Origin of the sequence: Paraburkholderia sp. 22098 (assembly GCF_052045935.1) — a bacterium.
GTDB classification, from domain to species: domain Bacteria; phylum Pseudomonadota; class Gammaproteobacteria; order Burkholderiales; family Burkholderiaceae; genus Paraburkholderia; species Paraburkholderia caledonica.
Genome location: NZ_JBQEPV010000003.1, coordinates 227,268 through 241,747, shown reverse-complemented (window position 1 = coordinate 241,747; position 14,480 = coordinate 227,268). Strand labels below are relative to the sequence as shown.

12 protein-coding genes are annotated in these 14,480 nt (G+C 63.1%); 4 read left to right on the top strand and 8 right to left on the bottom strand.

Annotated elements, in window-relative coordinates:
* Positions 1–61: 61 nt before the first annotated feature.
* On the bottom strand, positions 62–1,555 hold the full coding sequence (locus ACTJLB_RS07760; protein WP_440782956.1) for an NYN domain-containing protein: 1,494 nt from the start codon (positions 1,553–1,555) through the stop codon (positions 62–64).
* A 108-nt stretch (positions 1,556–1,663) separates the two neighbouring features.
* Complete coding sequence (gene clpP / locus ACTJLB_RS07755) at positions 1,664–2,323, bottom strand: ATP-dependent Clp endopeptidase proteolytic subunit ClpP (protein WP_440783098.1); 660 nt, start codon at positions 2,321–2,323, stop codon at positions 1,664–1,666.
* 201 nt (positions 2,324–2,524) lie between these two features.
* Here clpP and ACTJLB_RS07750 point away from each other — a divergent pair, with 201 nt between their 5' ends.
* Positions 2,525–3,712, top strand: a complete 1,188-nt coding sequence (locus ACTJLB_RS07750; RefSeq protein ID WP_440782955.1) for a sigma-70 family RNA polymerase sigma factor — start codon at positions 2,525–2,527, stop codon at positions 3,710–3,712.
* Here the strand turns inward: ACTJLB_RS07750 and ACTJLB_RS07745 are convergent.
* The 3 genes from ACTJLB_RS07745 to ACTJLB_RS07735 all read right to left on the bottom strand — a co-directional run bounded on the left by ACTJLB_RS07745 (position 3,668) and on the right by ACTJLB_RS07735 (position 8,582).
* Positions 3,668–4,942: an EAL domain-containing protein gene (locus tag ACTJLB_RS07745; protein WP_087752966.1), complete on the bottom strand. Its 1,275-nt coding sequence runs from the start codon at positions 4,940–4,942 to the stop codon at positions 3,668–3,670. The two genes, ACTJLB_RS07750 and ACTJLB_RS07745, sit on opposite strands and share 45 nt — an antisense overlap.
* 509 nt (positions 4,943–5,451) lie before the next feature.
* Positions 5,452–6,912 carry a multidrug transporter subunit MdtD gene (gene mdtD, locus ACTJLB_RS07740; protein ID WP_440782954.1) on the bottom strand — a complete coding sequence of 487 codons (1,461 nt, stop codon included), beginning with the start codon at positions 6,910–6,912 and terminating at the stop codon, positions 5,452–5,454.
* Between the two features lie 257 nt (positions 6,913–7,169).
* A complete protein-coding gene (locus ACTJLB_RS07735) occupies positions 7,170–8,582 on the bottom strand; it encodes an aminotransferase-like domain-containing protein (RefSeq protein WP_288825326.1) in 1,413 nt (470 codons plus the stop codon).
* A 172-nt stretch (positions 8,583–8,754) separates the two neighbouring features.
* Between ACTJLB_RS07735 and ACTJLB_RS07730 the strand changes: the two genes are divergently transcribed.
* Positions 8,755–9,060 (top strand): DUF2917 domain-containing protein, encoded by a 306-nt coding sequence (locus tag ACTJLB_RS07730; protein ID WP_440782952.1) that lies wholly within the window; start codon positions 8,755–8,757, stop codon positions 9,058–9,060.
* Positions 9,061–9,128: 68 nt separating this feature from the next.
* Here the strand turns inward: ACTJLB_RS07730 and ACTJLB_RS07725 are convergent, their stop codons facing one another.
* On the bottom strand, positions 9,129–10,358 hold the full coding sequence (locus ACTJLB_RS07725; RefSeq protein WP_088177052.1) for a citrate/2-methylcitrate synthase: 1,230 nt from the start codon (positions 10,356–10,358) through the stop codon (positions 9,129–9,131).
* A gap of 128 nt (positions 10,359–10,486) precedes the next feature.
* Here ACTJLB_RS07725 and ACTJLB_RS07720 point away from each other — a divergent pair, with 128 nt between their 5' ends.
* Positions 10,487–11,905 carry a CoA transferase gene (locus ACTJLB_RS07720; protein ID WP_440782951.1) on the top strand — a complete coding sequence of 473 codons (1,419 nt, stop codon included), beginning with the start codon at positions 10,487–10,489 and terminating at the stop codon, positions 11,903–11,905.
* A 42-nt stretch (positions 11,906–11,947) separates the two neighbouring features.
* Here the strand turns inward: ACTJLB_RS07720 and ACTJLB_RS07715 are convergent, their stop codons facing one another.
* The gene (locus ACTJLB_RS07715) at positions 11,948–12,694 is read right to left on the bottom strand and encodes a GntR family transcriptional regulator (protein ID WP_020069137.1); all 747 of its coding nucleotides are present in this window, start codon (positions 12,692–12,694) and stop codon (positions 11,948–11,950) included.
* A 207-nt stretch (positions 12,695–12,901) separates the two neighbouring features.
* On the opposite strand from ACTJLB_RS07715, the gene ACTJLB_RS07710 reads away from it, so the two are divergent.
* On the top strand, positions 12,902–13,747 hold the full coding sequence (locus ACTJLB_RS07710; protein ID WP_408419872.1) for an aldo/keto reductase: 846 nt from the start codon (positions 12,902–12,904) through the stop codon (positions 13,745–13,747).
* 133 nt (positions 13,748–13,880) lie between these two features.
* On the opposite strand, the gene ACTJLB_RS07705 is transcribed toward ACTJLB_RS07710, so the two are convergent.
* On the bottom strand, positions 13,881–14,363 hold the full coding sequence (locus ACTJLB_RS07705; protein WP_020069135.1) for a hypothetical protein: 483 nt from the start codon (positions 14,361–14,363) through the stop codon (positions 13,881–13,883).
* Positions 14,364–14,480 lie beyond the last annotated feature (117 nt).

Here is a 14,480-nt window from a genome sequence, read left to right as displayed (position 1 = left end):
GTCTTGCACACGCGCGCATGAGCCGCGTCCGGCACATGCGCACATGGATGAATGCCGCGACCTATTCCGCGTCGCCGCTCCCCGCCGTCTTGCGCGGCCGACGGTTGCGTGACGACGCCGTTTTTCGCGCGGCTCTCTTCTTCGGCGCTGGCGTTTCCTCCGCGACGGCTGACGTTTCCGCAACTGGCGGGGCAGCTTCCGCGGCGCTGTCCGATTTTTGTGCTGCAGTCTTTCTCGCTTTCTTTGCGGCTGGTTTGCGCGGCTCGCGCGGCCGACGACGTTGAGCCTGCGCGTCGTCTGTCTGCTCTGCCTGGGCATTCGCGACTGCGTCAGCTTCAGTGGTCGTCACGTTGCCCGCTTGCGCGGCGGGTGCCTGAAGCAACTCAGGCGAAAAATCCGCATGTGCCTGCGCGGGTGCCTGCCTAAAGTCGGCGTCCGGATCGCGTTGACTGGCTGCGCCGTAGTCGTCTTGTCGATCAGCGGCTCCGGCGGATTCGTATGGGCTTTCCGGTGCGGCTTCGCGCATGACTTGCTGGCTCGCTCCTCCTTTCCGGTTGCCACGGCCCCGACGACGCTGATCATGCTTACCGCCCGTCTCGGCTGTCACCGTTTCAGCCGCCTGAGGCTCGACAAGCTGTTCACCCACCTGCGCGGTATAGGCATGTTCGCTCGCATGTTCGGCCGTCTGCTCGCCCGCACTTTCTCCGAGCACGTTCGATACCGTGCTCCGGTACACATAGGCGCCTGACTTCTCGTCGCGGCCGAATTCCAGCAGTCCGCGCGCGTGCGCCTCCTCCAGCAGATTGCCGAACGCGCGAAAGCCATAATAGGTCTCGTTGAAATCAGGCTTGCGACGCTTGATGGCGTTTTTCAACACTGATGCCCAGATCTTTCCGCTGTCACCGCGCTCGGAAGCGAGCGCGTCGAACGTTTGCACTGCAATCTCGACGGCTTTAGTGCGACGCTTTTCGAGGTCTTCCTTGCTGCGGCTTTTATCTTCTTCCTGCGATGGCTTGCCGGTCGGCTGAGCCGCCTTCTGTGGCCTTGACGACTCACGCTTTGCAACCGTCCGTTGACTTTCCCGGACCAGGTCGTCGTAAAAGAAGAACTCGTCGCAGTTTGCGATTAGCAGGTCTGACGTGGATTGCTGCACGCCGACGCCAATCACCTGTTTCGCGTTTTCGCGCAGTTTTGACACCAGCGGTGAAAAGTCCGAGTCGCCGCTGATAATCACAAACGTATTGACGTGCGATTTGGTGTAGCAGAGGTCGAGCGCGTCGACGACCAGCCGGATATCCGCGGAGTTCTTGCCCGATTGGCGCACGTGCGGAATTTCGATCAATTCGAAGTTGGCCTCGTGCATTGCGCCTTTGAAACTCTTATAGCGATCCCAGTCGCAATACGCTTTCTTCACGACGATGCTGCCCTTGAGCAGCAGACGTTCGAGCACCAGCTTGATATCGAACTTGTCGTACTTCGCGTCGCGCACGCCCAGCGCGACATTTTCGAAGTCGCAGAAGAGCGCCATGCTGACGGTTTCATTGGATGACGCCATGTAAATCTCCATTGAAGCGCTCGTCGATGTCGACGAATCGCGACCATGATAGCGATTCCAGCGAAGCTGATCAGCTTTTGTCCAAACAACGCAGTTCAACGCGCCGACCTATAGATCGTGACGTTTTTCTGGCGCGGCAGGAAACGGGCTTAGTGCCGCCCGTGTTTCCAATACCTCGTCCACCAGGCCATAGGTTTTTGCCGCGAGGGCTGACATGAAATTGTCGCGGTCTGTGTCACGCGCGATCTCCTCAATGCTTCGCCCCGTCCGTTCGGCCATCATCGCGTTCAGGCGTTCGCGCAGATAGAGCACTTCCTTAGCCTGAATGTCTATATCTGCCGCCGTGCCTTGGCTACCGCCCGAGGGCTGGTGGATCATGATGCGTGCGTTAGGCAATGCGTACCGTTTGCCGCGTTGGCCGGCGCACAGCAGGAACGTGCCCATGCTTGCAGCAAAGCCGGTGCATAGCGTCGACACTTCGGGCTTGATGAACTGCATGGTGTCGTAAATGGCTAGACCGTCGTACACGGAGCCGCCCGGCGAATTGATGTAAAACGAAATATCCTTGTCGGGGTTCTCGGATTCGAGAAACAGCAGTTGCGCCACGATAAGACTGGCCGACTGCTCGTTCACGGGCCCCACTAGAAACACGATGCGCTCGCGCAACAAACGAGAATAGATGTCGTAGGCGCGCTCACCGCGACCGGACTGCTCTATAACGGTTGGGACGAGCCCGAGACCTGTGACGGATGCGTAATTGGAATGCATTTTTGCCTCGCGGAAGTGGGCTGCTGTCCCTATGACGATCCCGCTGCCGGTGGCGTGACATAAATATTTTTTGGCGCGCCTGTCACGCAACGTATCGCCCAAGCGTCAAGCTGCAATGGATGCCCTTTTGCGGTGAGCCGCCGGAGCATCCTGCATATCAGCGCACGCGCTTTTCATCACACACGATCTGGAGGTCAACGCATGACAGAACACGAAATCGACAAGGCATCCAGCTTCGGTGCGGTGCGCGCCCGTCTTATCGCATTGGCGTACCGCATGCTGGGCAGTCGCGCGGAGGCAGAAGACATCGTGCAGGACGTCTGGCTGAAGTGGCATCTTGCCGACACGCGTGAAGTGCAAACGCCGGCGGCGTGGCTGACCACACTGACCACGCGCACGGCGATCGACCGTCTGAGAAATGTGCAGCGCGAGCGGGAATCGCAGGCCACCGGCTGGTTGCCGGAGCCTTGGCTCGACGAAGTCGCACCATCCGCTGAAGAACTCGCCTTGCGTGCCGCGGAAATGTCGTATGGCGTGATGCTGTTGCTTGAGCGTCTCAAACCCGACGAGCGCGCGGCGTTCGTGCTACACGAAGCGTTCGATTGTGACTATGCCGAGATCGGCAAGATCCTGGAGCGTACGCCTGCAAGTTGCAGGCAGATTGTCCATCGGGCAAGAGTTCGTTTGCAGCGTGCGGGCGCGCCGTTGCAAAGGCCCGACGCGCAGGCGCACGCGCGGATCGTCGAGCGTTTGCGCAGCGCGCTGGAGGCGCAAGACCGGGCGAGCTTGCTCGACCTGTTTAGCGACACGCCGGTAGTCGTCAGCGACGAGCCGGAGTTCGGGGCGCTGAATGTGGTGGCAAGTTCGCCCGCACCTTTGGCTACACCTCTGGTCGCACCTCCAGTCACACGTGGGGGTGCGGAAGCGGTAACAAAGCCGCCGGGAGTACCGGCACAGGCGATTGCCCAAGCACCTGGCTGCGAGCACGAATCTAAATTCGGCTCTACATTCGGCGATTGGATCGAGAAGGTGACGTCGCTGGCGGGGCAGGCGAGCCATGTCGAACTGGTGTCGGTGGGCGGAATGCCGTCCATCGCTTTCCTTATCGAAGGCGATGTCGTCGCGCTGATCGACGTCTCTACAGAAGACCCGTACAACAGCCTCACAAGCGCCGAGAGGCGCAGTCGGGCACAGGGCCCGGTCTGCAACGCGACCAACAGCGCTCAGAAGATCGTTTCGTTGCACGCGGTAACGAGCGCGTCGCGACTTCAGTCCGCCAACCGCGTTTTAGGCCGCGCAGCGGTCACTGAGTTGCTGGCGCGAATCACGCGCAACCCGGCGCAGTCAGTTGCGATGGGCCGCGACTTCCCAGTTGATGTCTACGCATAGGACTTGTGTGCCCTTCGGCGTATGCGCGGCGATTGAGGCAGTCACACACAAGTGCGCTTCGTTGATCGAAAGATAGGGAGGTGTTAGATGCACCTGGCCCGGCACGCGCATTGCCTGGATGAAATACGGCCGCCGCTCCCAGCTTGCTCCCTCCGAATGCAGCAGTGGGCGGAAGCGTTTGGCGCGTTGCGAGGCGCGCCCTGGAGGCAGCACGTTGTCGCCGATCTGCCGTCCTGAGCCGTCCAGAATGAAGCAGCGTGCTGTCTCGCCGAGTTTCAGCAGCGGGGCAGTCGCCTCGGCAGCAGGCCGCCCAGCCACAAGCTCGGCGGCTGCCGTTTGGAGCGCAGTCACGTACGGCGCGAGGCGCGTCGCCTGCGCGCGCTCACGCGCTGCAACCCGCTCACGCAACGCTGCCGAAAGCGAGTCCATCAAACCAGCAGCGGTTTGCGGCTTGACCGCATCGACGCTCGGACCTGCAAAGAAGGCGCCCTGCACGAAATCGACGTTGCATTCGAGAGCGATCAGCGCATCGCGTTCAGTAGTGAGGCCACCCATCAGCACCAGTTGGCCGGACTCATGCAACAGCGAGACGAGGCCGGGCAGCACGCGTTCAATGTGCGAATGCTCGCTGGCTTGAGCGAGAATGCAGCGATCGAGCGTGACAATGTCGGGGCGCAGGTTCCAGACGCGGTCAATGTTCGAATGCTTGGCGCCAAAGCCATCGAGCGCAATCAGGAAGCCTGACTTGCGGAGTGCGTCGATGATCTCGGCAAAACGCGTTGTTTCACCGCCCGCCTGTTCGGACACTTCCAGGACCACGCGTTGTGGCGGCAAACCCAACGCCTTGAGGCCGGCCAGGAGTGCATCGCCATAGCTGGTGTCCATCAGTGCGGCCGGGTGAAGGCTTAGGAAGAGCCATTCATCGTGACTGTCGAACGCGTTGAAGTTGCCAAGGTGAAGCGATTCGGCCAGCCGCCCGAGTTCGAGCAGGTCGCCGCGCCGCGCGGCCTGGGTGAAGACCTCGTGCGAGGGTACTTGTGCCGCGTGCTCGTCGTGGGCGCGCAGCGACGCGTGATAACCGATTGCGCGCCGGTGCGATACCGAGAAAACCGGCTGGAACACGCTGAAGACGGTGTAGCCGCCGTATAGAACGGTGCGCCGGGAGCCTTCGTCGCCGGCCATCGGGCGGGGAGGCTGGAAGCCGGGAGGATCGAGTTCGATCATGCTCATCATGTCAGTCGTGTGAAGGGCGGCGCGATCGCATGCTCGATGTGGGTGTGCATGCGCGATACGTAAGTTTACAGGATTGAAGAGCAAGATCTATGCACGTGCAGAGATGCTGCGTGCGCGCACGATTGCCACGAGGGATCGGCAACATTGTGCGCCAACCCGGGCGCTCACGCGATAGTTCGCACTTTGCTGGTGCGGCAGCGCCCTGCGGCAGAGCCCGCGTTGGCAGCCACGCTGCCGCTGAGAAAGCATGGCAGGCGCTCTGCGTGGAGTTGTGCCAGGTGCTCGGACTGCCGTCGGCGACCAACAGCTAACGTCGCTGACTGCCATCACCTATCGCCGCCGAGCGACAGCCAACGCCCCGACGAACGCCTCAACCAACGCCTCAACCAACGCTTCAACCAACGCCTCAACCAACGCCTCAACCAACGCCTCAACCAACGCCTCAACCAACGCCCCAACGAACGCCCCAGCCCCACCCCCAGCCCCCGCCAGCCGACCCAAAAAACTCACGTGCGCTCAGAAGGATCAGTCTTCTTCGCGGGCGTCCGGATATCAGGCGACAACTGCGCGAAGATCCACGCCGAACCTGCGGTGATAATGCCGACGCACAGGAAAGTCGCGTGGAACGCGGGCAGCGAATTAGCGGCTGTCACGCGTGGCAAGAGGCCCGTGAACGTGGCGAGCAGGGCGCCGGCCACCGTCACGCCCAGGCTCATCGACAGCATCTGGACAAGCGAGAACAAACTGTTGCCGCTGCTTGCGCCGCCGGTTCCGAGGTCCTTGAGCGTCAAGGTGTTCATCGCGGTGAATTGCATCGAGTTGACTGCGCCGAACAATGCCAGTTGCACAAGCCTCAACCATAACGGCTGGCCCGCGCTGGTGAGCGAGAAGCTCGCCATCGTCAAGCCGACAAGAATCGTGTTGAACATCAATACGCGGCGATAACTGTACTTAATGATCAGCGTCGTCACGAGGCGCTTGGACGCCATGCCCGCAGCCGCGACGGGCAGCATCATCATGCCGGCTTCAAAAGCGCTATAGCCAAGGCTCACCTGCAATAGCAGCGGAATCAGATACGGCATCGCGCCGCTGCCTATCCGCGCGAATAGATTGCCAAGCAGTCCGACGCTGAAAGTGTGGATCTTGAACAGATCGAGCGGAAAGATAGGTGACGGCTCACGCACCGCGTGCAAACCGTAGGCGACAAAACACGCCAGGCTCAGGATCAGCAGCACGAGCACGGTCGCGTGTTGAATGCCGAATTCGGTGCGTCCGTCGAGCGCGGACGAAATCGCCACCATGCCGGCCACGAGCAGAAGGTAGCCTTTGACGTCGAACTTGCCGACCTGTTCGTTACGGCTATCCGGCATGAAGATGAATGTGGCGATGCATCCGGCGATGCCCACAGGCACGTTGATCAGAAAGATCCAGTGCCAGGATGCGATCTTAACCAGCCAGCCGCCAAGCGTCGGTCCAATCAATGGACCGATCAGTCCGGGGATGGCAACGAATGACAGCGCCGGCAGATAGCGCTCGGCCGGAAACGTCCGCAGCACGGCAAGCCGCCCGACCGGCAGCAGCATCGCGCCGCCCACGCCCTGCACGATGCGGAACACCACCAGTTGGTTCAGCGTATGAGCGTTCGCGCACAGCAACGAGCCGACCGCGAAAACCAGGATCGCGCTGAAGAACACGCGTCGTGTACCGAGTTTGTCGGCGAGCCAGCCGGACACGGGGATCATCACGGCCATCGTCAGTGAATAGGCGATGACGACCGACTGCATGCGCAACGGGAGTTCGCCGAGGCTCGTTGCCATCGCTGGGAGGGCGGTGTTGACGATCGTCGAATCGAGCGTCTGCATGAAGAAGCCAGTCGCGACGAGCCACAGCATCACCGTCAGTGAGCGGGCGGAAGGGGCGCTGGCTGAGACGGTTGCCGAGGCAGGCGGAGTTGGCGGCGTGGACATGAAGTAGCGGCTAGGCGCAAGGACGGCAGGGACCCGCTATTCTAGGGAAAAGCAGCCGACGACGCAGGGAGGTCAAGGCCCGAGCCACGCACGGAGGACAGGTCGTGACGTGCTGACGTGCGCGGCGGGGTTAGATGCAACGCAGTGAGGCCGCGGAGCCAGACGCGACAAAACCACGCCAGCCACACAACGAACCTCAGCCAACAACCCCAACCCCGCAAGCCCAAGCCAACGAACCCCAACCCCGCAACCGCCCCTCACCCCCGCAACGCTGCCGCCGCCCGAAAAAACGCTTGCGCCCTCGGCTCGTTTCCGAACGCGGCGTGAATCCGGATCCACGGACTCTGCTCCATCCCCGGCCGGAAATAGCTGCCCGGCGCAACGGTCACCCCCAAAGGCGCACCGCACTCCACCAGCCGCTCCGCATTGTCCACATGCGGCACGCGAGCCCACAGAAATTTGCCTCCGACCGGTTTCTCGAACACCTCCCAGCCGGCATCTTCGAGCGTTTGTATCGTCGATCCCAGCGCATCGCGCATACGACGCCGCAGTCGCTCGAGATATTTGCGGTATGCGCCGCGCTCGAGCAGCGACGCCGTCACCGTCTCTGCAAAGAGCGACCCGCCGATGCTGGTCAGCATCTTGATATCGACGAGATCCTTGATGATCGCGTGGCTCGCCACGACACAGCCGATGCGCAATGACGACGACAGCGTCTTCGACAATCCGCCGATATAAATCACGTGTTCCAACTGATCGAGCGTCGCGAGGCGGTCCGTGATGTCGGCCTGAAAGTCGGCGTAAATGTCGTCTTCGATAATCGTGAAGTTGTGCTCGCGCGCGAGTTGCAGCAGACGGAACGCCACCGGCGGGGCAACGGTCGTCCCGGTCGGATTGTGGAACACGGTGTTGATGAAGAACAGCTTCGGCCTATGCCGCTTCAACTGCGCCTGCATGACGTCGAGGTCCGGGCCGCTCCGCGTACGCGGAATGCCGATCAGCCGGACGCCGTGCAGCTTCAGCAGGCCATACAGGTTGTAGTAGCCGGGATCCTCGACGAAGATCGTGTCGCCCGCCTTCAGCATGTAGCGCATCAGCAGATCGAACGCCTGGCTTGCGCCGTTCGTAATGAGAATCTGCGAAGTGTCCGCGCGGATACCCAGTTGCGCGATTCGTGCCTGCAAGTGCTCACGCAAGCTCAAGTTGCCGAGCGGCGTCGCATAGTCGACCATGCTCGCGGGATCGGTGCGCAACACGTGTCGTATCGCCTGGGCGATGTTGTCGGTGTCCCGCCACGGCTCGGGAATGAAGCCGCTTCCAAGTTTCAACGTTTCGCCGGGATGGTTGAACTGCTGGAGCAGGTGATCGGACTCGTCCTCGGCGCGGCGCGGGTCCGACGTGCCGTCGCACTGCGAGCCGCCCGGCGGCCGGTCGGCCACGTAGAAGCCCGAGCCGTGGCGCGAGTCGACGTAACCGAGCGACACGAGCCGGTCATAGGCCTCGATCACCGGAAAGCGGCTCACGCCATAGTCGGCTGCGAACTGGCGGATCGACGGCAATTTCGAGCCGGGATGCGCGGCGCGCGAGCGGATCCACGCGGTCACGCCCGCGACGATCTGCTCGGTCAGCGGCACGCCGTTGTCTCTGTCCAGCTGAATTTCGAGTCGCATACGGTTTCCTTCCGCGAACGCGTTGTGCGGGCCAACAGAGCCGTCGCGCGCCAACTGTTCGGTTTTTCAACTGCACAGTTCCGACGAAAGTGTTCGGAAGTGTGCATGGGTATTCGATCATCGCACGTCAATAATCGATACAACAGAGAAGCCCTTTTGAAGGAGAACGGCAATGCGTGAAGTGCGGATTTTCGAACTGGAACATGAAGAGCCGGCCGCGGCCTGGCATGTCGCGCGCCCGTCTACTTTCAAGGTGATCTCGGGTGAGATCTGGCTGACGGTCGAAGGCGACAGCGAAGACTACTGGCTTGCCACGGGTGAATCGATCGAGTTGCCGCGCCGGGCCGTGGCGTGGATCAGCGCCGGGCGTGATGGTGCGCGCTTCGCGCTCGCAAGCGGATCGGAGCGCGGAACCATCAAGCCGGTGCTCGGCGCGCCGACACCGAACTGGCTGCCGCGCTGGCTCGGCGCTGCCTGACAATACCGGCAGAAGTACCGGCAGAAGTGCCGGCAGAAGTACAGGCGCGAGGGGCGGCTTCCCGCCGCTCAAGCCTCGAGCTCGCCAACATAACGTGCTCGCGGCCGGATCAGACTGCCGTCGCGCGCCTGTTCCATTGCATGCGCAATCCACCCGACCACTCGCCCCACTGCAAAGAGCGTGAAGGCGGCGCCCGTCGGCAAGCCGAGCACACGCTCGATGGCCGCAAGCGCGAAGTCGACGGTCGGCTCCGCGCCGGTCGTATCGCGCACCGCTCGCGCGAGCGCCAGCACCTGAGGGAGCGGCGAGCGGGCCGGCGCACAGTCTTGCAACAAGTCCAGCAGAAGCCGCGCGCGCGGGTCGCCTTCCGGATAAAGCGGATGCCCGAAGCCCGACAGCACCGGCCCTTGCGTGCCTTGCTCGTGACGCGACAAACGGGTCGCCAGGTAACGATCGAGATCGGCGGCGCGTGAGGCTTCGTCCAATAGCGCGGCAATGCGCACGGTTTCTCCGCCGTGACGCGGGCCCGCAAGCGCGGCGAGACCGCCCGCGACCGCGCCGAACAGATGAGTGCCCGTCGACGTGATGCAGCGGACCGTGAACGTCGACGCGTTCAGTTCGTGATCCGCGCACGCGACAAGCGCCGCGCGCAGCAGCCCCGCTTGCTGACGGCTGCGCACCTGCCAGGCCGTTGCCAATTGCCGATGCAGTGGTGCATTCGACGGCGGCGCCGAGATCATTGCGGCGGCCAGCAGCCGCATCACGGCGCAGGCGCTGTCCAGTTGCGCATCGCGACCGAGCGCCCACACCCGCGGCATTTGCGCCGCCGCCGCAGGCAACAGAACAAGCGCGCGATCGAGCGGCGTATTGTCGCCCCACAGCTTCAGCCACGCGGCCCACTGAGCGGCGGCGATCGGCACGGCCGGCGCATCCGCAATGCGCGCCGCGCTGCACTCCCACAACAACGCGGCGACGTCTTCCAGCGACTCGGTGCGCGCGAGCGCCGTCGCATCATGCCCGCGATACAGCAGGCGTCCGTGTGCGACCAGCGTGATCGACGATTCGAGCACCGGCACGCCCCAGTCCAACACTTTCTGCGCGACTTTGCCCGCGCGTTTGCCGTCTTCCTTGCGCCGTGCGAGCCGCCGTACCTCGCGCGCGTCGTAGCGGCGATGCTTGCCTTGTGCGTCCGGCGACGAGCTAAGCAAGCCCCGGCTCACATACGCATATAGCGTGGCAAGGCTGATGCCGAGTTCGGCGGCGGCTTCGCGGGCGGTCAACGAGTCGGGCAAAGGCATAGGAATGCGCGGCAAAAGTAGAGTTCAACCAAAGAAATCAATATATGTTGATTATCATAATCAAGATTGATTAACGCAAGGCGCGATTCTAGACTCGATCGCATCCCCGTTACTCGACTGTGAACAACATGACGCCCGAACTCGCGCTCGACCACATCTGGAGCCTCGCGAACTGCGAGCCAGCCGCGCTTCGTTCCGTACATTTCACCGGCTCGGAGCCGGGCTTGCCGTCGGTATTTCGCGTCGGGGCGCTGGCGTCCGCGACCATCGCAGCGGTGGGTTTGGCGGCGGCTGAGTACCATCGGTTGCGCACGAGGCACGGCCAGCGAGTGACGGTGGACATGCGGCGCGCGCTGGCTTCGTTCCGCAGCGAACGTTACCTGCGCGTCGACGACGGGCCGCCGCCTGCGCTGCGCGATCCGGTGACGGGTTTCTACGAGACGGGAGATGGCCGCTGGATCCAGCTGCATACGAATTTCGCGCATCATCTGAACGGCGTGTTGAAGGTGCTCGGTTGCCAGAACGATCGTGCCGCAGTCGCGGCGGCAATTCGCGGGTGGGACGGCGCCACGCTCGATCAGACTCTCGCCGATGCGGGCCTGTGTGCCGCGCTGATCCGCACGCCCGGCGAATGGGCCGCGCTCGAACAGGCGAAAGCGATCGCGGGTTTGCCGCTCTTCGAAATAGAGCGGATCGGCGATGCGCCGCCGGCATTGCCCAAATCCCCGCCGTCGTTCGAGCCGTCATCGCGCAATACTGGCAGCCGGCCGCTGTCCGGCGTGCGGGTGCTGGATCTGTCGCGCATCATCGCAGGACCGGTGGCCGGGCGAGCGCTTGCGCAGCATGGCGCTCAGGTGCTGATGATCAACGGGCCGCATCTGCCGAACATTGCGCCGCTCGTCATCGACAACGGGCGCGGCAAACGCTCGGCCTTGGTCGATCTGCGCGACTCGGCGGGGCGCGAGACGTTGCGCGGTTTGACGCGCGACGCCGACGTCTTTCTGCAGGCGTATCGGCCTGGAGCGCTGGCCGCGCGCGGATTCGGTCCCGAGGACGTGGCGCGCTTGCGGCCCGGCATTGTCTATGTGTCGGTGTGTGCGTATGGATACGAGGGACCATGGGCCTCGCGACGCGGTTTCGATAGTCTCGTGCAGTCCGCGAGCGGCATCGCGATGACCGAGCAATCCGCAGCCGGATCGACCGAGCCGAGACATCTGCCGTGTCAGGCGCTCGATCACGCGACGGGCTATCTCGCCGCTTTCGGTGCCATGGCTGCGTTGGCGCGACGCGCCATCGAAGGCGGAAGCTGGCACGTCAAAGTTTCGCTCGCGCAGACGGGCCAGTGGCTGCAATCGTTCGGCGAGATCACCGACGGGTGGCAAGCACCCGATCTTTCGCTCGATGACGTGCGCGACTGCCTCGTCACAGTGGACTCCGAATTCGGTCGCGTACAGGCCGTGCAACCGGCCGAACAACTGGAAGAGACGCCGGCTTTCCTCGGGCTGCCGCCGTCGCGCATCGGCGCGCACGACGCGAAGTGGCTGTAACGGAACCGCGTCGCTGCGTCGGCCCGCCCGTGACACGCCCGCCTATTTGCGCAGTTCCGCGACGAAATCGTAGTAATCGTTGCGGCAATACGTGTCGGTCAATTCGATAGCGCGCTGGTCGGCCGTATACCCGACGCGCGTAATCAGCAGAAGCGCTTCGTTTGGCGCGATGCTCATTTGCTGCGCGATCTCCTCGCTCGCATTAACCGCGCGGAAATGCTGCAGTGCGCGGACGATCGTCAGTCCGCGATTCTCCAGATAGGTGTAAAGCGAATCGCCAATCGCCTGCGGATCGGGAATTACCGCAGCGGGGAATGTGGAGTTCTCGACCGCCATCACGATGCCGTCGGCGAGACGCAAACGCCGCAGCCGCGTCACGGCCGCAGCCGGCGAAAGCCCGAGTTGGATTACCTCTTCGCGATTGGCCGGCAGAATTTCGCGCGACAGCCATTTCGAACTCGGCGTAAAACCTCGCCGCCGCAACATTTCGCTGAAGCTCGACAGACGCGACAGCGGATCTTCATAACGTGGTGTGATGAAACTGCCGGCGCCTTGCGTGCGTCGAATCAATCCCTGCTCGACGAGTAGCGCGATAGCCTTGCGTGAAGTGATCCGCGAGACACCGAGCGCCTCCGAAAGCACGCGCTCCGACGGCAGTGCCTCGCCGGCGTTCCAGCGGTTCTCGTGAATGGCCGTGCCAAGCTTGCGGGCAAGTTGAAGATAAAGCGGTGTGTCGTTTTCCGGGTCCGGGCGCAGGTCGCGCCAGCGGTCTTCCGAGGCAGAGGTCATGGGGCTTACGCTAGAAGGGCGAGGAGCAATTCTAAGACATCGGCGCGCTACGTTATAGCGGGCTTTTGCCTGATGGCCTGTCGGCCGGTCTTACAACCGCTAAACTCGTCGATACGCTTTCTCGCAGCACCGCCGCGCGTTGGTTCGACGCCGGCGCGTGGTCACACGTTCGGCCACAGTCCACACTCAGTCACCTCAGGAGTCAGCATGACGACCGATATCGCAAGCGTGAGCCTGCCCGACGGCGAGCGCATCCCCAAACTCGGGCAAGGCACGTGGGAAATGGGCGAGCAGCCGGCACGCCGCGCGGCCGAGATCGCCGCAATCCGCTTAGGCGTCGAGCTTGGTATGACGCTCGTCGATACCGCGGAAATGTACGGCGACGGCGCAACCGAACTGTTGCTGGGCGAAGCACTCGCGGGGCTGCGCGATCAGGTGTTCCTCGTTAGCAAGGTCTATCCGCATAACGCAAGCAAGCGCGGCGTGGTCGCTGCTTGCGAGCAGAGCCTCAAACGTCTGAAGACGGATCGGCTCGATCTGTATCTGCTGCATTGGCGCGGTTCGATACCGCTCGAAGAAACGGTTGCCGGGTTCGAAGCGCTGCGTGACGCGGGGAAGATCCGCCACTGGGGCGTGAGCAACTTCGATACCGAGGACATGGAAGAACTCATCGCTACGCCCGGCGGCACGGCGTGCGCGACGGACCAGATTCTCTACAACGTTGCGCGGCGCGGGCCGGAATTCGATCTGCTGCCGTGGCTCGCCGAGCGCAATATGCCGGCAATGGCCTACAGTCCCGTCGATCACGCACGTCTGCCGAAACGCTCGCCGCTCGACGACATCGCCAGCGCGCGCGGCGTCTCCGTGTTCCAGGTGGCGCTCGCGTGGGTGCTGCAGCAGCCGGGCGTGTTCGCCATTCCGAAGACGGGCCGCGTCGAGCACGTGCGCGACAATCATCGGGCGCTGCAGCTGCGGCTCGACGCTCAGGAACTCGCGGCCATCGACAGCTATTTCAAGCCGCCACGCGGCAAGCGCCCGCTTGAAATGCTCTGAGCCAGGCGCGCGCCGCAGAGGTATCGCGGCGCAGTGAGCGCCCGGCGGCATTCAGAGCATTCTTGGCGCGCCGCGTACTACGCACACGAAGTCGCGACAGGAAAACCGCTGTGCGCGGCGCTGCTCAGTGTCGTCAATTGCAATTGTGATGCAGGTGCACAGAGCCCAGCACTGCGACTTCGGCGGGCGTGTGCTTGAGCGAATCTTCGTTGACCTGGCCCGCGTCCGCGACGAATTCGTCGACGATCGAAGAAACCGGTGTATTGCGCAGACACAGCGACACACGCTGGGTTTCGTTGGCCGGCAAGGACGCGCGCTGGCCGAGGAACAGCACACCGTACTGATAACCGTGGATGATGCCGCGGATCGCGCCGACGCATTGACCGTGCGCGACGTTGTCGTTCTTCTGCTTGCAGGCTTGCGCAAGCGAGTAAGCAGAGAAGGTGGGGTCCACAGGCGGCGCGGCTTGCGACATCGTGGGCGACAGCGGTTGCGCCGTCGGTGCCGTGCTTTGCGCGCCGGTCTGCGCATTGGCGAGCGAGGCGAAGCTCAGAGCAGCGGCCGCTGCGAAGCCGACGACCGCGCGTGCCGCGGAGCAGGGGACGTTTCGTTGCATGTTGTGGTGCCCTCATATCGAACGTAGAAACTGATATGAGGCAATTGCCGCGCTTTGGTTCCGGACGTATGCGCCGCGCCGGCTCGTGGCATTCGTCGCGCATGCCGGCGTGGAGGC